Source organism: Anaerotignum propionicum (genome assembly GCF_024461735.1).
Classification (GTDB): Bacteria; Bacillota; Clostridia; order Lachnospirales; family Anaerotignaceae; genus Chakrabartyella.
In genome coordinates this window covers 112,044-129,618 of sequence record NZ_JANGAD010000003.1, presented here as the reverse complement: position 1 = coordinate 129,618, position 17,575 = coordinate 112,044, and the positions used below count along the sequence as shown (strand labels likewise).

At 37.2% G+C, this 17,575-nt stretch carries 15 protein-coding genes and 1 tRNA gene; 1 reads left to right on the top strand and 15 read right to left on the bottom strand.

The annotated features are described in order from the left end of the window. Positions 1-259: 259 nt before the first annotated feature. The 12 genes from NE558_RS05545 to gap (NE558_RS05490) form a co-directional block, all read right to left on the bottom strand. On the bottom strand, positions 260-1,261 hold the full coding sequence (locus NE558_RS05545; protein ID WP_256149155.1) for a helix-turn-helix transcriptional regulator: 1,002 nt from the start codon (positions 1,259-1,261) through the stop codon (positions 260-262). Between the two features lie 340 nt (positions 1,262-1,601). Further along, complete coding sequence (locus NE558_RS05540; RefSeq protein ID WP_256148922.1) at positions 1,602-3,680, bottom strand: heavy metal translocating P-type ATPase; 2,079 nt, start codon at positions 3,678-3,680, stop codon at positions 1,602-1,604. Positions 3,681-3,743: 63 nt separating this feature from the next. Continuing rightward, positions 3,744-4,043, bottom strand: coding sequence for a DUF6110 family protein (locus NE558_RS05535; RefSeq protein ID WP_256148921.1), 300 nt, complete (start codon positions 4,041-4,043; stop codon positions 3,744-3,746). Positions 4,044-4,319: 276 nt separating this feature from the next. Continuing rightward, complete coding sequence (locus NE558_RS05530) at positions 4,320-4,793, bottom strand: transcriptional repressor (protein ID WP_256148920.1); 474 nt, start codon at positions 4,791-4,793, stop codon at positions 4,320-4,322. Positions 4,794-5,110: 317 nt separating this feature from the next. Next, positions 5,111-5,938, bottom strand: coding sequence for a hypothetical protein (locus NE558_RS05525; RefSeq protein WP_256148919.1), 828 nt, complete (start codon positions 5,936-5,938; stop codon positions 5,111-5,113). Positions 5,939-6,171: 233 nt separating this feature from the next. After that, complete coding sequence (locus tag NE558_RS05520; protein ID WP_256148918.1) at positions 6,172-6,711, bottom strand: methylated-DNA--[protein]-cysteine S-methyltransferase; 540 nt, start codon at positions 6,709-6,711, stop codon at positions 6,172-6,174. Positions 6,712-6,722: 11 nt separating this feature from the next. Next, positions 6,723-8,183 carry a DNA-3-methyladenine glycosylase 2 family protein gene (locus tag NE558_RS05515; RefSeq protein WP_256148917.1) on the bottom strand — a complete coding sequence of 487 codons (1,461 nt, stop codon included), beginning with the start codon at positions 8,181-8,183 and terminating at the stop codon, positions 6,723-6,725. A 365-nt stretch (positions 8,184-8,548) separates the two neighbouring features. Beyond that, positions 8,549-9,547 (bottom strand): choloylglycine hydrolase family protein, encoded by a 999-nt coding sequence (locus NE558_RS05510; protein WP_256148916.1) that lies wholly within the window; start codon positions 9,545-9,547, stop codon positions 8,549-8,551. A 224-nt stretch (positions 9,548-9,771) separates the two neighbouring features. Next, a tRNA-Leu gene (locus tag NE558_RS05505) sits at positions 9,772-9,855 on the bottom strand. A gap of 127 nt (positions 9,856-9,982) precedes the next feature. Further along, complete coding sequence (locus tag NE558_RS05500) at positions 9,983-11,794, bottom strand: diguanylate cyclase (protein ID WP_256148915.1); 1,812 nt, start codon at positions 11,792-11,794, stop codon at positions 9,983-9,985. A 681-nt stretch (positions 11,795-12,475) separates the two neighbouring features. Beyond that, positions 12,476-13,495 carry a type I glyceraldehyde-3-phosphate dehydrogenase gene (gene gap, locus NE558_RS05495; RefSeq protein WP_256148914.1) on the bottom strand — a complete coding sequence of 340 codons (1,020 nt, stop codon included), beginning with the start codon at positions 13,493-13,495 and terminating at the stop codon, positions 12,476-12,478. Positions 13,496-13,933: 438 nt separating this feature from the next. Next, positions 13,934-14,941, bottom strand: coding sequence for a type I glyceraldehyde-3-phosphate dehydrogenase (gene gap, locus NE558_RS05490; protein ID WP_256148913.1), 1,008 nt, complete (start codon positions 14,939-14,941; stop codon positions 13,934-13,936). A 393-nt stretch (positions 14,942-15,334) separates the two neighbouring features. Here gap (NE558_RS05490) and NE558_RS05485 point away from each other — a divergent pair, with 393 nt between their 5' ends. Beyond that, entirely contained in the window at positions 15,335-15,703 is a 369-nt protein-coding gene (locus NE558_RS05485; RefSeq protein ID WP_256148912.1) for a zinc ribbon domain-containing protein, read from the top strand. A gap of 251 nt (positions 15,704-15,954) precedes the next feature. On the opposite strand, the gene NE558_RS05480 is transcribed toward NE558_RS05485, so the two are convergent. From NE558_RS05480 to NE558_RS05470, 3 genes are read right to left on the bottom strand one after another with little or no spacing between them, the layout of a single operon-like run. Continuing rightward, entirely contained in the window at positions 15,955-16,668 is a 714-nt protein-coding gene (locus NE558_RS05480) for a SigB/SigF/SigG family RNA polymerase sigma factor (protein ID WP_256148911.1), read from the bottom strand. Between the two features lie 9 nt (positions 16,669-16,677). Beyond that, the gene (gene spoIIAB, locus NE558_RS05475; RefSeq protein ID WP_256148910.1) at positions 16,678-17,106 is read right to left on the bottom strand and encodes an anti-sigma F factor; all 429 of its coding nucleotides are present in this window, start codon (positions 17,104-17,106) and stop codon (positions 16,678-16,680) included. Beyond that, on the bottom strand, positions 17,106-17,456 hold the full coding sequence (locus NE558_RS05470) for an STAS domain-containing protein (RefSeq protein ID WP_066051417.1): 351 nt from the start codon (positions 17,454-17,456) through the stop codon (positions 17,106-17,108). Before NE558_RS05470 ends, spoIIAB begins: the two co-directional genes overlap by 1 nt. Between the last annotated feature and the right edge of the window lie 119 nt (positions 17,457-17,575).

Genomic DNA, 17,575 nt, shown 5'->3' with positions numbered 1-17,575 from the left:
AACCCAAAATGATATATGAGACACCCTAGGGCGTCACTTTTATCATCTTAAACCAATCCAGCCTTAAAATCCGCTCCGTTTGTGTTATTTATAACTCCAAATGGGCAAATTTCATACTCTCTAAAGCTTTGAAATAAAAGCGAGAATAGCTTTTTGAGTTATAAGCTTTTGAACAAGGTGTGTTAATGCCACAATAGCTTCAAAGGAAAGTGTTAAACCCCTTTTCTTTGAACATAATATTGTATTCCTTCGTTTCTCCCTATTTCTGAACATACACAGCTCCAAAATGCAAAATATCTTCCTCCACATGGGTATTTCTATATTCATTTGGGGGCATTCCAATCACATTTTTAAAAGCACAAGCAAATTTGCTCCCATTATCATAACCGCATTTTCCCGCTATTTCTAAAACTGTACACTCCGTCTGGCGTAATAGCAAAGCAGCCACCTGCATTTTTTGACTACGAATGTAAGAATATATAGAAACACCGTAAACATCCTTAAAGCTTTTTTTCAGTGTGGTTTGAGACACTAGAAATATCTCTCCAAGCTCTGAAATGGTAATATGACTATCCATGTGCTCCGTCAGATAATTGCATACATTTTTCGCCAGATTTACACTTGATTTTTTTACACTTCTTTTGTTAATTTCATTCTGGGAAGTATCCTCGTAATGAAACAGGTGTAATAACAACTCCAACACCTTAATTTTAAAAAATCCTTTTCGAATATTGTTGGGAACAGAATATAATTCCGAGAATAAATGCTCCAATTTTGCTGTGGGGCGGGCAATGAAACAAAAGCTGTCTTTACAAAACTTATCTGCCAATTCTTCCGGGCAAACATCAATATCCCCCAGAATAGAATTCAAATTTCTTGGAGCCCGATCGAGATCAATCAAAACAGAAACTCCATGGTAATGACTAATGGGAAAATACGATTCATGGGGAGATTCATGTTTTACATTCAAAGAAAAGTCACCTTTTGTTAAGTAAAAATAATCATCATGAAATGCGAACTCAATACGCCCTTCACGGCAATGATTGATTTCTAAATAATTTCCAAAAGGTGCTCGCTCAACATAGCATCTTTTTGCATGAACATCATTATAGATTAGTTCAACTCCCGGAAAAATCTGATAGCTTGTCATGAGCACATCCCCTGATTTATCTTTCAGCTTATACACAATCTGTTCTTCTGAGCGTGATACAACCTGCACTGAACAGCCATATATATTTTTTTCTCTTTCCGTAGCAGTCATGTGTTCCACTTCCCTTCCCCTTTCAAATATATTTGCCTCTTTTTTTGATATTGACCCTTAATAATAAAGGGTAATTATTTCTCTGAACGATAATGATGTTCCCAATACTAAAATATCTTACTATCACTTTTCTAATATTAATGTTCATTAAATTAGTTGCAACTAACTTTATTCCATGTTACCCCCTATCTCTTATTATGTCAAGGCTTCAAGCTCTGCGCTTCAATCATGCCAAACCCCACATTTCCCCCTTTCAAAAACTTACAAACAAAGCTGAACCATAGCAAATAATAATATTTGCCATGGCTCAGCCTACAAAGTAAACTAAAGCTCTAAAAGTCTAACATGGTAACAAATTCTGCATATCCTTTACGCTGATCAGCAGCGTTGAGGTATTATGCAATAATGCAGAGGTAGTTGACTGTATGCATCCGCTTAACCCCAGAAAAATTAAAGCGGTGTTGATACCCACTATGGCTCTATAATTATATTGTATCCTTTTTTGTAAACAATTGCTTATCTGCTTTAGCTTAACAATTTCATATAAATTATCTGCGGCGATGGTAACATCGGCAATCTCTCTGGCAATTTCTGCTCCGTCACTGATTGCAATGCCAATATCAGCGGCAGAAAGAGCAGGGGAATCGTTAATTCCATCCCCAATCATAATGACTGTTTTTCCTGCTTTTTTCTCTTCCTCCACAAATCTTGCTTTATCCTCGGGCAAAACCTCAGAATAATACTGGTCAATACCCACTTTTTTTGCCACAGCGGCGGCGGTACGTTCACTATCTCCCGTCATCATAACCACAGAATGGATTCCATTGTTTTTCAACTGCTGAACCACATCCCAAGCCTCTTCACGAATAGGATCCTCTATGCAAATAACAGCCGCCAAGGTGCTTTCTATGGCTAAAAAAAGATGGGTAAATTCCGGTGATAGAGCGTCATATTTTTCAATATGCTGTGGGGCAATTTCGCTCCCTTCGTCTTCAAAAACGAAATGATGACTCCCTATGATAACCCGCTTGCCATCAATAAAAGATGTGATGCCATGGGCAACAATGTATTCCACTTTAGTATGCATCTCTTCATGCTCAAGGTTCTTTTCCTTCGCCGCCTGCACAACCGCCTTTGCCATGGAATGAGGAAAGTGCTCTTCCAAACAAGCTGCAATGCGAAGCATTTCATCTGCTGTGCCCTCGCCGAAGGGTATTACTTCCTTTACGGTGGGTTTTGCCTTTGTCAGCGTTCCTGTTTTGTCAAACACAATGGTAGTAGCCTCTGCCATAGCCTCAAGATATTTGCCACCCTTTACTGTGATATTGTGATGGCTGGCTTCTCGAATTGCAGAGAGCACAGAAATAGGCATGGCTAGCTTTAACGCACAAGAAAAATCTACCATCAAAATAGTCATTGCCTTTGCCACATTTCTTGTGACCAGCCAAGCTGCTGCTGCCCCAAGTAAGGTATATGGCACCAATCTATCCGCCAAATGCTCCGCTTTGCTTTCAGCCTTAGATTTCAGCTTTTCAGAATCCTCAATCATCCTTACTATTTTTTCATAGCGTGTTGCCCCGGAGACTGCTTTTACTTGAAGGGTAATTTCCCCTTCTTCCACCACAGTACCGGCATAAACATAGCCATCTGCTTCCTTTTTTACCGGTAAAGCTTCCCCTGTTAAGGAAGCTTGATTGACCAAAGCTTCCCCAGAAACCACCGTACCATCAAAAGGAATGATGTTCCCCATACGAACCAATACCCTATCGTTCAATTGAATATCGATAGTATCCACCAAAATTTCCTGTCCATCTTTCACAAACCAAGCCTTATTTGTATTTAGAGACATACTCCTAGCCAAATCGCTCACCGATTTTTTATGAGTCCATTCCTCCATAATTTCACCGATTCCAAGTAAAAACATGATAGACCCGGCTGTATTAAATTCTCCTATGGCCATAGAAACGCCAATTGCAACGGCATCTAATACTGAAACCTCGAGCCGTCTTTTTCTTAACCCATGGAATCCTTTTTTCATATAGCCCAAGGAACGATATCCGGTAAAAGCGATCATGAATGGTTGGGGTAAAAAAAGCTTCCTAACATAACGAAATACAACCTTTTGCACCAATTTTTCAAAATTCTCGGCGTTTAGTTGTCGTCCAGAATTGCCAATAAATGGATTGTACTTTTCTGCCTTTTCATATGTAAACTGCTGTAATGCTTTTAAAACATTTCCTCTATCGCCAACATAGTATAAAGTCATATCTGCTGTTCGCTCGTATACCTTGGCATTCACTACATCTTTCAGTGAACTAAAGTAATACTGTAAAAGGTCTGCCTGCTCATACGTCATATATCTCTGAAATAAATGCACCCGAATACGTCCTTTTATTTCATGCTGTATTCTAAATTCCACAGCCCCACCTCCAAAAACGGAGCTGTTTCAAAATTCAGCCCCGTACAGAATTTATTCTTTTGATTATTTTTCTTCCTGCTCTTCCCAGTCCTTAAAAGCCTTATCTTCAAATGCCAGCTCCTCTTCCATTCGCTCTTCATTTATTTGATTTGCCTCTGCAAGGATATCCTCCGCATTTTCCTGAATAGTAACCGCTGTTTTCATGACACCCTCTTTAACCCGCAATGCCGCCGCAAGACTATTTACGTATACTTTTTTTGCATCCTTGCTGGCAAGGAGTTTAATCCCAGCGGTGCCAAACAGAACTCCCCCTGCAAAATACGCCGCCTTTCTTATTTTAGATTCATTCACAAAATCAAACATATAAAACCCTCCTATTATTCATGCTTATATCCTGTATACATTACCATTAATAAACTGCAAACCAAAACCCAAGCCCAAAATCTATGATATTTCAATCAAATCACATCCTTATCAGCTTTTATTTCTGATAACAGCTTTTGTACCAGCTAGCATTATTTGTAATTTTTATCATAGTAACAATGGAGATTGGGGTTAGTCAAAGCCAACAGCCTTTATTGATATTTTTTATCATTAATTAGGGTAAATTGGCATTATTTAAATAAAAAGTGAGAAATATTATACTATTTCCCACTCGATTCTTTCTCCATTCATTTCAACAGATACCACCTGATGCCCAGAAAAAAAGCCGCAGGTGGACATACCTGCATTTAATGCAATTTCAAAATCTCTAAGGGGCATTTGGTGAATGCTTCCATCCTCCAGCTTCACGTTACAATACTTATCTTCGTTACGCTCTATTCTATATTCTAGCTTATAAAGATTATCTCTGGTGATTGCTCCAATCTCTTCTAATAATCGAATCATTCTATAAGTGGTGGCTACTCCAATTTTTCGATCCACCTTCGATGCTTTATAGTATATTTCTTTGCATGATGCACAATTGTTTTCAAGGATAATGTTTATGAGGGTCAACCGTTGCTTTGTAAGCCTGTGTCCATTCCGTTTCAAATTTTTAATTATGATTTCCTTTTGCATTTTTGTTTTAAAGTTTTCAGCCGCACTCAATTTTCTTCGCTTTCCTTCCATCATTCAAATACATACAGTAATCAACATTAATTTCTTAGATAAAAATTTCCACCTCTTATTTGTTAGTAAAAACTAACTCTAGGCCAGTTACCCCTTAAATTCGAAAGTACCTTCGATAATTATGGTACTCATCCAAATTAATGTTACTTAACTTTTCTGTTATACTGTTATTTCCTCTAAAAATATGTACTTCTGATATACATCTAGCACAATATATATTCATGATGTTAGTTTATACTAACTAGAAATGATTGTCAATAACAAAGTGTCTTAAAATGAGTTTTTTGCTCGAAACAGACTGCTTTTCGAAAAGCTAAATTTCACTTAAATTTATCTTTAGGGTATGGAATTGCCCAACTGTGTAATATACCTCTAAGATCATCATACGCAATTTCAATATTAAAACTAGCATCCAAACTTTTTAAAGTGCCTTCTGGAAAAGTAATCACCAATCCACGTGAAGAAGGATGAATAAATTCATCCTCAAGTGCTTTCTCCATTTCTGTTAACAGAGCTTCATCATCCATTTTTATTGCATCCACCAATCGATTTTTGCTCTCACTTTGGGGATATAGAAATAAATCCCAAATATTTAGTCGCTCTCCCGTCCTTTTATCAAATATGTCACTTAATTCAATATCTTGTGCTTCCCTATTTTCACGCACTCTTATTACCGTTGTATCGAAGCACACAATATTGCTGTTTTCACAAACAAAAGACCTCTCCTGACTTACATAAAAACTATTAAATGCTATGCCTTCTTGTTTGCAACTTAAATAATATGTATAGGCTTTTTCCAATTCACTTTGAACATCATAAAGCAGGCCTTGTTTTTCAAAATAAACTAACACTGCTTCTTGCACATTTTCACTTAGATCTAGGGAGCTGTAAATTTTAACACCATCCGCTCCTAATGCAATGGGTGGAATATAATCGGCTACCTTTAGTAAGATTGTGCCATCTGAAAGCATATAAACGTCTCGACCAATGGATTCCATACGCCATAAATCTACAGTTGTTCCATCTTCAAAGAAATAAACATTTTCCTGCGCTAATGTCAAGCCTTCCACATATTCCTTTGGCTGACTGCCGCAACCACAAAGAACTATACAAATCCATAGGATTGTTATCGCTTTGTAAACCCTCATACTATAACCCCCACCCTAAAATGACTTTGAAAGTACAATAAATTAATTTTACCATAATTTCAAAAAAATGTAATAAAAAGTACATTAGGGAGGTTATTTTCGTATTTCTATTTCATTACTTTAGGATAGAAATATAATTTTCAATCAACATTGTCATTTCAAAATATAGTTCTTCAAAAGTAATGAGCGTTGGAGAAAATACTAAATATACTTTCTCACTAAAACCATTAACTTTAAATAGCCGAACCCTTTTTAGGTACAAACAGACGGGAAACATCCACACCCTCTAATTCCAGCAATTTAATTTTGGTTTGGATCCCCCCTGCATATCCTGTTAAATTGCCATTGGAGCCCACAACTCTATGGCAAGGAATCATAATAGAAATAGGGTTATGTCCAACGGCTCCTCCGATTGCTTGACTTGCCATATTGCTTTTCTTCATTTTGAATGCCACTTTCTTGGCAATTTCACCGTAGGTAATCACCTCACCATATGGTATTTCACATAAAATAGACCATACCATTTGTCGAAATTCTCCCCCTATGGGTGCCAAGGGTAACTCAGAAATAACAGGTTTCTCGCCTGCAAAATATGCCTCGAGCCATTTTTTAGCTACATCAAATATAGGCATATTCTCCTTTTGGGTCATTTGCTGAGCTATGCTACCACCAAAATATTTTTGTTCCTCATTCCATAATCCAACAAGATTATGTTCGTCACATGCCATGGTTATTGTGCCTACAGGCGACTTATACGTTGTTGCGTAATACATAGGATACCTCCTTACAGTGAATTCCAAAGGTTAATAGTGGCATAGCTGCGCCACGGTCTCCAGCTTTCTGCCATAATTAATAATTCTTTCGAGGTGAACGGCTGTAATGCTTTTTTCACACCAGCATCCGTTTCAAGAAAAGCATCTGGCCATTCCATGGCACGCATTGCGATATACTGGGCTGTCCAGCTTCCAATGCCCTGTATGTCCATTAGCTTTTTTATTTCTTCCTCTGGTTGAAGGCAGAAGGTTAGATCAATTTCTCCCTCAGTAATTTTCTGTGCAAGTTCATAAATAGTTCTGGCGCGAGTGCCAATAACCCCTAATGAACCTAAATGATTTTCTATAGGCCCATCTAATCCTATTATTGCTTCAGGTAAAGGAAAAGCATGGGTTAAGCCCTCAATCTCAGTTTGAATTGGTGTGCCATATTGTCGAACCATTCTAGCCGCCAATGTACTGGCTGACTTAACACTGACTTGTTGTCCAAGCACCGCGCGAACTGCCATTTCAAACGCATCAAAACACCCCGGAACACGGATTCCCGGAACGCAAAGGCCTGGGCGAATGTTGTTCATAACCTGTAACGTTTCATAGATTGCATGGGGATTGCAATATAAATCGAATAAATGCTTTATCCTTGCCAGTACTTGGGGAAGTACAGGTAATAAATTTTCGCTCACAGTAACACTCAAAACATTCTTTTTGGGTCTGTGCCCCACCCGTAACCATCCACTTATATACATTCCTTTTGCATTTTTCAAATGAACGGTACGCAAATACTCTCCATCTTTTACCACTTCAACCCCTGCAATTGCTCGACCAGCCAAAAATTTTAGCATTTCTTCCCAACAATACGGCGGGCGATATCCTAAAGCTAATGTAATTTCACCTGTTCTTTGATTTTCTGCTACAGCTTGTTTTCTTAATGACGTTGGGGTAAGTTGATAATGCTTTTTAAAAGCATCATTGAATCGCCTTAAACTCCCAAAGCCTGACGCCAATGCAACATCTATTACATTCAAGTTAGTGTCTGTAAGTAAATTTTTAGCAAGCAATAACCTACATGTTTGAAGATACTGTAGGGGTGTTACATTATATTCTTTCGTAAACACTCTGCGTAAATGCCGATCCGTACAGCCAAGCAACCCCGCAATTTCCTCTAAGCCCACTCCCGTTCCACATTTTTCTTCCAATACTCTTGCCGCCTTATGTGCCAACTTAGCAGTGGCATCAGTTATGGAGGTTCCTGGTGCAAGTTCCGGCCTGCATAAAAGGCAGGGGCGATACCCCTCTTGTTCTGCTTGTGCGGCAGTAGCATAAAAAGTGCAATTTTCTGCCTTTGGTTGTCGGGCTCGACATACAGGACGGCAGTATATTCCTGTAGAAGAAATACCCACAAAAAAACGTCCATCAAAACGCGGATCCTTTGCTATAAATGCCCCATAAAGTGCACTATCCTTGTCTAGCATACTTGCTCACCTCCTTTTTTTAAATTATAAACTTCTTCACTCACAATTTCCAGCCATTTTCGGACATACTTTTTTTGTCCTAGACCGCCTTATGTAAAACCGTGTTTTATTTACTTTGGTACTTCTAAACACATTAGTGTAGTGTATCGTAATATGGACATACTTACACAGGTAAGAAAGACCTTAATACACACCGCCTAATCAATAAAAAAGGCACAACAGTATACCTCTTCTATTTTACCAGTGGTATATTGTTGTGCACACTATATTTATTGTATTATCATGCTAATTGGAAAGACATTCACCTTCAAGTTAATCCCAGCACTACAGCAAATCATTTTTTTAATTCTCATATTATTATCGTGTTAAATGGAAAGAAACTCTATAGGTTTAAATATTGACCCTAGGTCAATAAGCTCTTGTTGAGACTTTCCATATTCCCCATTATTTATGGATGCCTTATAAATTTGTTGATTGGTATGGGTATTCACAAAATACTCTCCCTTTTCTTGGTTTATGAAAGCCGTATATAAGGTATAATCCGATGTGTTTCGCCCTGTGATTACAACACCCTTAGGAATGCTTACACTTTTGAGGCATTGAAAACAAAGTCCAACAGCTGAATCATCATCTGGAGGTGTTGATGCATGGGTTTTTATAAATGCAGTGCGCACGAACCTTTCAGGTGAAGCAAATCCCCCTGGAAGTCCAAGGGTTCCTCCTGCTTGACTGGGCGGGGTAAGCTTCATTTTTCCCCAATGAACATCTTCACGTTGGGTTGATGTCATATTGGTGTAGTTATTCAGGTTTGTCATATGCCACGGAAAATCCGGTGCATTGGCAAGCACCCCAATTTTATTTTGAAAAACGGCAAAACCCTTTTCAGTTTTCTCAATTACCACGCATTCACCACTTTTATCTGTGGCAATCCAATGAAGGGGAGCGGCAGTCTTTGTAACAGGATCAGCAATGCCGATAAGGCTTACCTCCTTTACAGCTTGCTTCACATCAAAAACCGTTGCGCATCCTCCAAGCAAATATTTCAGAAAATCAAAAGCCGCAAGTTGAACTTTTTTTCTGTTATGGTATAGAGAATCATATTTTGCATATCCGCTGAAATAAAGAGCCCCAGCAGCAAAACCTGTTTCGTTAACTCCATCAAAAAAGGCTAAAAGCCCTTCAAGCTGTTGACCGATTCCTATAAACTTATACTTTGATGTAATATTTTTCATATCTGCAGCACTCTTCCATGTGTATTGCCGAGGTGCTATAAAAAAATGAGGCTCAATATCATGAGAAAAATCCATGTTTCTTCCAAAAAAGCTTCTATTTTCAAGTGTTTTCATGGTTATAGAAGTACACATTATTTATCCTCCGATAGGTAAATTTTATTTAGATATATATATATGAATATGAAAAGAAAAAAGAATAGAGGGGAAAATTAGGAAGATATATTATTTTTATTGAAACCTGAAATGTTTTTTTGAATTGAAATTTCTAAGAATCACAGACTATACCTCAACCCAATTAAACTGGCAATAAAAAAAGTCATGTATGAATTCAATTTACATACATGACTTTCTTTTAGTGCGGATGGTGGGACTCGAACCCACACGATATCACTACCGCCAGATTTTGAGTCTGGTGCGTCTGCCAGTTCCGCCACATCCGCAAGGAAAACTGCTTGACCATATTAACATATATTCCAACATAATGCAAGTCTTTTTCTAAAAAATATTCCAAGTCTTTTGAAGAATATCCTGATATCAGTCAAACAGAATCCAATTTCTATACAGACCCTAGTCCGCTAACATATAACTGTTTTTACCCTTTCCCTTCACTTTATACAGCGCTTGATCACCACGCAAATATAATTCATTAAAGTCAGCGCCATTTTGGGGAAAACATGCAATGCCAATACTACAAGTAACAATTGCCTCATCCGACTTCATTTCTTCTTTTTCAAGGGCTTCACATATTTCAGCAGCTTTTTTTGCAGCCTGATCTCTATTTACATTTTTAAGAAAAACCGCAAATTCATCTCCACCAAGACGCCCAACATAATCACTGTTTCGGACACATGCCTTTAAAAGCTCTGCCGTTGCAACAAGCACGTGATCCCCCAATACATGGCCATATCCATCATTGATTTGCTTAAAATCATCCAAATCCAGTAAAAGCAACGCATGGTTCTGATTCCCTGCTTCTCCATTGAGACTTAAATTCGCATAAATTTCAAATGCCATTCGATTGAGCACCCCTGTCAACGGATCCTTTTCTACCTGCATTTGCAATTTTGAAATTACCTTCATCTGCTGATCAATGGGAACAATCATGCCATAACACTTTAAAGGTATGCCATGTCTATCGTGCCAAACACGATAAACAAACTGGTGCCACTGTATGTTTCCATCTTTCCCTAGCAGTCGATATTGCGCGTTACCCGTTTCCTTACCATTCATTAGCTCTTGTCCCAATTTCATAAAAACTTCTCTATCTTCCTCAAAGATAAATGGATGAGGCTTGGCAAAGTCACTCATTTTGTGCATAACAGGATTTCTTCCAAATTGTTTAAAATAATTATTATTTACTACAAAGGTGTCTTTTCGATAATCTCCCTCAAAGGAAATCATTCCTGCAACCTCCTCTGCGGTTCTCAAGCAATTGTTTTCCTTTTCAACTGCGGCCTTTTCATTTTTGATTAAAAAATAAATGATAATACATGCGGCAATATTAATAAAAAGCATCTTTACAATTAAGTCTTTTTGTAATGCATCAAATAAAGCATCATTTTGAGTAACAATGTGTTCTGGTAACGTATAAAATAAATTCCATCCATTTAGTTGAAGGGGTGTATAGGAAGAATACCAAACCTTTCCTTCGCTGCTATAGATAAACAATTTTTCTTTCTCTTCCCCATTCCCCAAAGTTTTTTCCGAGGAAATACTGTTTTTATTGAAAAAATCAAATATATTATTTTGATCTCCAAAATGATTGTTTTTTGGATTACCGCCTATTATATTGCCTTTTTTATCTGTTACACATACAAATCCATCTGTTTCACACAAATCTGAAAGAATATATTTCTCTACGGACTCATAACTTACATGGGCTATTAATACAGCTTTTAATTTATTTTCAAAGTACAGAGGTGTTGTTAGGATAATTTCCTTGTCTCCCCGCCCCTCTTCTTGGAAGAACTGTATATTACTAGGTTTTCCAAGTGCATCTTGAAAAAATCCCTTTTGGGAAACATCCACAATTGTACCATCCAAATAAGCAGCCTCTCCCGTTTCAATATCGGCAATTGCAATTTTTTTAAAATCACTTAATAAAGTGTTAAACTCTCTGATTTGCATTATATATTCTTTTGAGAAGCCATCTTCTTTTACAACGTAATCAGCCAAAGCCTCTAGCATAATCAAATGTTGCTTCATTCTTTGCTGAAATTTACTTCCTATTGCCTCAGCATCTTCACGAAACGCGATCTTTGTTTGCTCTTGCATTATACTTTTGCTATAACTTAAATATTCAAATGTTTGAAAAGAAGTGACTACAAAAAAAATAATAGCAATCAGAAGAATATGCCTAAATTTCTTATACCAACGCATATGCTGTCCTCACGATCTGATTTTGTGACAAAAACTGTGGCTCTCTTTTTCAAAATCTCTATTCTAATTACATTTCTTACTATCATTATATAATATACCTTCTTTTTTCATTGAAAACAAGCAAATGTTAGTAGAAAATAATTGTTTGTTTTTGTACAATTTTTTTCTATAATTTGTAATTTATGTCTCTCTCTATATTAATTAGTCTGTAGGAGATTATTTTTTTTATCAAAACTATTCTTGTCCGCAATCATAGAATGCATAAAAAATGATAACCTCCTGCTAAAATATCACAAATCGTAAATATGCATTATGTTTTATATTTCATTTATAATTAATATGCCCATTCAAGCCTTCCAATATTTTATTAATCCTGATTTAGCCTTAAAATAAAGTGCAACTGATGTCTTCCATCTTCCTTTATGCGTAACAAAAAAACATCCAGATCGGATGTTATCGTTAAATATATATTGTTTCTGAAGATTATAAAATGAACACCAAATATTAATAAGAAAATACTTTACAAAATTCTAGTGACTCATTGAATGATTTGATAGAATTAATTCAAAAACTCCTTTCTTTATCATAAAGAAAGGAGTTTTCATCACTACACTAGAGTTTCATATATGATCACTTTCACCTATTGTTACTTTTGGTGTTCATTAAAAACGAACACCGTAATTATGCATGATCTACAGAATACATATGCGCAATTAAATCAACAACTTTATTACTATAACCCCACTCATTATCATACCAAGCAATTAACTTTACAAAATTATCGTCGAGGATGATTCCGGCTTTTTCGTCAAAAATGCAGGTATTAGGATCTCCCAAAAGGTCACAAGAAACGATTTCTTCGTTCATATAACTAATAATACCTTTCATTGAAGTTTTAGAAGCCTCTTTTAATTTTTCACATATTTGCTCATAGGTAGCTGGTGTTTTTAACCGTGCTGTTAAATCCACAACAGAAACATCGTTGGTAGGTACACGGAAAGACATACCTGTCAGTTTGCCCTGCAATTCAGGAATAACACGTCCAACTGCTTTTGCAGCTCCTGTTGATGATGGAATAATATTGCCAAATACAGAGCGTCCTGTTCGCCAATCTCGTCCCGCTCTTGCATCTACAGCCTTTTGCTTTGCTGTTGCAGAGTGAATGGTAGACATCAAGCCCTGCTCAATACCAAAATTATCATGAACAACCTTTACCAATGGAGCCAAACAGTTTGTTGTACAAGAAGCATTGGATACAATATCCTGATCTTTCTTATATTCTAAATGGTTTACACCCATTACAAAGGTTGGCATAACATCATCCTTTGATGGAGCAGTTAAAATTACTTTTTTTGCTCCACCAATTTTATGTAATCCTGCTTTTAAAACTGTATTAAATGCTCCTGTCGATTCAATAATATACTCTGCACCACATTCAGCCCAAGGGATTAAGCCTGCATCGCTCTCACTGAAAACCCGAACTTCTCTGCCATTGACAATGAGGCAATTTTCTCCGATTTCAATTTCTCCATTAAAGCGACCAAAAACACTATCATATTTTAACTGATAAACCATATAGTCTAATTCAGCATTTCTCAAATTTATACCACAAAGCTCAAATTCTTCAGGACGGTTCATTAAAACTCTGAAAACCACTCTGCCGATACGCCCGAAACCATTGATACCAACCTTAATTGCCATAGTGTATCCCCTCTCATTGTTCGAAAAACTATTCTGCAATGAATATTGTAGCACAATTAGGAAAAAAAAAAGCTGAAAATCGGCAAATAAATAATTTTCAGAACTCTAACCAGAATCCTTCCATTTTATGTTTTTAAGTTTATGAAAACTTGATATGAAAGCGGGACGTTTTTCGTCCTAAACCTTATTTTTGCATAAATTTGTGGGACGTTTTTTGTCCTATATTATATTCGCATTTTTTGAAACAAAGAAAATGATTAAACAAACAAATAAAATCTTATTATAAAACATTCAAATATCAACAAGATAAAAATATATTAATTGTTATTATTCTAATACAGTTTTTCTAAGACTTTGTATCTGCTCTTTTCAAAAAAAAGTCCCCCCTCATTCACTTTTGAACAAGAGGGAACCATTTTCTATAACTTATTTTTTTTATTATGCGTTGTCTACACTGTTCATATGAATAATCAAATCCAGTGCTTTATTGCTATAGCCCCATTCATTGTCATACCAGCTAACAAGCTTAACAAAATTATCATTCAGCGCAATACCCGCCTTTGCATCAAAAATAGATGTATGTGCATCGGTTAAAAAGTCGGAGGAAACAACATCATCTTCCGTATAATCCATTATGCCCTTCATTTCGTTTTCACAAGCCTTTTTGATTGCAGCCTTAATTTCTTCATAAGTTGCAGGCTTCTCTAATCTGCAAGTCAAATCAACCACAGAAACATCAATTGTAGGAACACGGAAAGACATACCTGTTAATTTTCCATCCATCTCAGGAATAACTTTACCTACTGCTTTCGCTGCACCTGTAGAGGAAGGAATAATATTTGCAGAAGCAGCACGTCCGCCTCTCCAATCCTTTTTGGAAGGACCATCTACAGTTTTTTGTGTTGCTGTTTGAGAATGAACTGTTGTCATTAAGCCCTCAACAATACCAAAGTTGTCATGAATAACCTTGGTTAGAGGTGCCAAGCAGTTTGTTGTACAAGAAGCATTGGATACAATTTTCATATCCGTAGTATAGGTGTTGTGATTTACACCCATAACAAACATAGGCGCATCTGCAGATGGTGCTGAAATAACAACCTTCTTCGCCCCACCGTTAAAGTGAGCTGCTGCCTTATCCATTGTTGTAAACAAACCAGTTGATTCCAAAACATATTCAGCGCCGGCTTCTTTCCAAGGAATTTCCTTAGGATCCATACAGTTATAAACAATAATTTCCTTACCGTTTATAATCAGCTTGCCATCTTTTTCTTCCATTTTTGCATTATAACGACCATGAGCTGTATCATACTTTAACATATAGATCATGTATTCCACATCAATAAATGGATCGTTTACTGCAACAACATCAGCGTCCCCACGCTCCATCGCTGCACGAAATACAAGTCGACCAATACGGCCAAATCCGTTAATACCTACTTTTACCATATAAATTCCTCCTCGTTTTTAATAGACAATTGTAAATTTCGGCAAAACAATTATCTATTAACATGATACCACATTTTTCTTCTTTTAAAAAGAAAAAACGGCATTTTACTTCTTAATTTTCTGTTATTTCATGTTAAAAACATAGTTTTATTTTTCCCACATGGGCAAAAACAATTCATCTTAGTACTCTTCGGAACAGAGCATATCAATAATGGATAAAGTCAAAAGTGCAGCTGAAACAGCCAGAGAAACCGCACTCATTACCAAACGGGCAACCTTCATTTAAACTACCTCCTTTCGGAAAAGCTTGCAAATTTTATGGAAATATTTTATCATGTTAGCCATAAGAAGTAAAATAAATTCATTAAATATTTCAAAGGATGTGCTCTTTTTATGATTTTTATCGGGGGAATCGCCCAAGGCCAAAAAGATTTGGGCTTTTTACAAACTTTAATCTGCAAAAAATGTGGGCGCTATGGCAGTGTTTCTGTCTATATGGTTTACACATATTTTAGTTTTTTCTTTATTCCTTTGTTCAAATGGGGAAAAAAATATTATGCCGTTTCAAGCTGCTGTCAAACCACATTCTCTATTCCTGATGAAATTGGAAAATCCATTGAACGAGGAGAAAACGTGACCTTAAGGGAAGATGACTTAGAAATAGTGGGTATGGAGCAAAGCTACAACGCCCATTGCCCTGACTGCGGCTTTTTACGATCACCTGAATATACCTATTGTCCCAAATGTGGTAGAAAATTATAAGTAAAATTTAAAAAAATTGAGCTCATGACAGCATAATATGCTTACCATGAGCTCTTGTTCATATTTATGTGACAAATACTGCACCCATATCCTTAACAGTTTTTTATATAGTAATCAAAATTTACAAACCTATCCTTCCAATACCCTTCATGAAATCCTAATGATCTTCACTTATTTCAAATTGAATGCGTCCTTTAAAAACCCATTCCCTTTTCCCATTTTCTCACATAGAAATTCATTCCGCTCTTAGATTACTCAGTGGACAGCCGCTTCCTCATCCGCTCCAAAACTTTCTTTTCAATACGAGAAACCTGAACCTGAGAAATACCCATACGCTTAGCCACCTCTGTCTGTGTTCGGTCCTCAAAGTAGCGAAGCACAATAATTTGTCTTTCCTTTGCCTCCAAGCTATCTAAAGCCTCCATAAGGCAAATTCGATTAATTACCTGCTCCCCATCCTCCTTAGCCGCCAGCTTGTCCTGCACCTGCAAATCCTCTTCATGGGCAATGGGTGCATTTAAGCTCTCCACCTCTTTTTTTGCTTCCAAGGCGGGAATCAGCTGCTCAACCTCAACCTCCAGTGCAGCCGCCAATTCCTGCAAGGTTACCTCTCTGTTGGTTTCGTGTTGAAGCTTCTCTTGCATTCTTTTTGCCTTTGCTGCAAGCTCCTTTAAACTTCGGCTTATTTTAATTGCTCCATCATCCCTTAGAAACCTGCGGATTTCTCCAATAATCATAGGAACGGCATAGGTTGAAAATTTCACTTCATAGGAAAAATCAAATTTTTCAATGCATTTTAGCAATCCAATTGAACCGATTTGATAAAGATCCTCCAATTCTACGCCTCTACCCTGAAAACGCCTGGCAACGCTCCATACCAAACCGGCATTCTCTTGCAATAGTGTCTCCTTCGCCTGCCGATCGCCTTCTTTTGCCTGCCGAATGAGTTCCTGTGTCCTATCCATGGCATCCCCTCATTCCGTAGTCAATGTTTTCTCCATAAAAATTCTGGTGCCCGCTCCTTGTTTGCTTTCTACTCTGATTCCTTCCATAAAGGTTTCCATAATGGTAAAACCCATGCCCGAACGCTCCAATTCAGGTTTAGAAGTAAATAGGGGTTCTCGGGCCTGATTGATATCCGCAATCCCCATTCCCTGATCTGCCACCTCTATGTAAATCTTTCCTTCGCTGTAACCACAAAACAACTCAACTTCACCGGTTTTACTCTCATACCCATGAATAATGGCATTTGTAACCGCCTCGGATACCGCCGTCTTTACGTCAGTAATTTCTGATAACGTGGGGTCATATTGAGATAAAAATGCCGCCGTCATAATTCTTGCTAAGCCTTCATTTTGAGATTTTGCGGCGAAAAACACGCGAAAAGCATTTTCATATTCCATTAATTCTTCCCTCCTTCCACATATTCCAAAGCCAAATCTATATTGGGGAATGATGGAATAAGGGATTGCATCGCTGACAGCCGAAAAATCTGCTCAACTCTTTCATTCGCTTCCGCAACTGCAATTCTGCCTCCCAGCCTTTGGATATTTTTATACCGTCCAATGATTGCGCCAATCCCGGAGCTGTCCATAAAAGAAACGCCTCCCATGCGGAAAATAATATTTTTCCCTCCCATCTTTTCAAAAGCACGATCCGTTTCCCCTCGCAAAACCTCACAAGTATGATGGTCAATCTCTCCGTCTATTTTGATAATTAGTGTTCTGTTCCGTTTTAAAAATTTTAGCTCCATGAAATTCCTCCTTCCTTAATTACTATACATGATTTTTTGACCTATGCTCTCAAAATCCATCATCAAATTCTCCCTTGTCACGACATGTCCTCGAAAAAAAGGACATAAAAACTTTTTTT

Bases quoted from the DNA above. Each gene is read 5' to 3' on its own strand.
- NE558_RS05545 (WP_256149155.1), bottom strand. From the start codon at position 1,261: ATGACTGCTACGGAAAGAGAAAAAAATATATATGGCTGTTCAGTGCAG.
- NE558_RS05535 (WP_256148921.1), bottom strand. From the start codon at position 4,043: ATGTTTGATTTTGTGAATGAATCTAAAATAAGAAAGGCGGCGTATTTT.
- NE558_RS05530 (WP_256148920.1), bottom strand. From the start codon at position 4,793: ATGATGGAAGGAAAGCGAAGAAAATTGAGTGCGGCTGAAAACTTTAAA.
- NE558_RS05525 (WP_256148919.1), bottom strand. From the start codon at position 5,938: ATGAGGGTTTACAAAGCGATAACAATCCTATGGATTTGTATAGTTCTT.
- NE558_RS05520 (WP_256148918.1), bottom strand. From the start codon at position 6,711: ATGTATTACGCAACAACGTATAAGTCGCCTGTAGGCACAATAACCATG.
- NE558_RS05515 (WP_256148917.1), bottom strand. From the start codon at position 8,183: ATGCTAGACAAGGATAGTGCACTTTATGGGGCATTTATAGCAAAGGAT.
- NE558_RS05510 (WP_256148916.1), bottom strand. From the start codon at position 9,547: ATGTGTACTTCTATAACCATGAAAACACTTGAAAATAGAAGCTTTTTT.
- NE558_RS05500 (WP_256148915.1), bottom strand. From the start codon at position 11,794: ATGCGTTGGTATAAGAAATTTAGGCATATTCTTCTGATTGCTATTATT.
- gap (WP_256148914.1), bottom strand. From the start codon at position 13,495: ATGGCAATTAAGGTTGGTATCAATGGTTTCGGGCGTATCGGCAGAGTG.
- gap (WP_256148913.1), bottom strand. From the start codon at position 14,941: ATGGTAAAAGTAGGTATTAACGGATTTGGCCGTATTGGTCGACTTGTA.
- NE558_RS05485 (WP_256148912.1), top strand. From the start codon at position 15,335: ATGATTTTTATCGGGGGAATCGCCCAAGGCCAAAAAGATTTGGGCTTT.
- NE558_RS05480 (WP_256148911.1), bottom strand. From the start codon at position 16,668: ATGGATAGGACACAGGAACTCATTCGGCAGGCAAAAGAAGGCGATCGG.
- spoIIAB (WP_256148910.1), bottom strand. From the start codon at position 17,106: ATGGAATATGAAAATGCTTTTCGCGTGTTTTTCGCCGCAAAATCTCAA.
- NE558_RS05470 (WP_066051417.1), bottom strand. From the start codon at position 17,456: ATGGAGCTAAAATTTTTAAAACGGAACAGAACACTAATTATCAAAATA.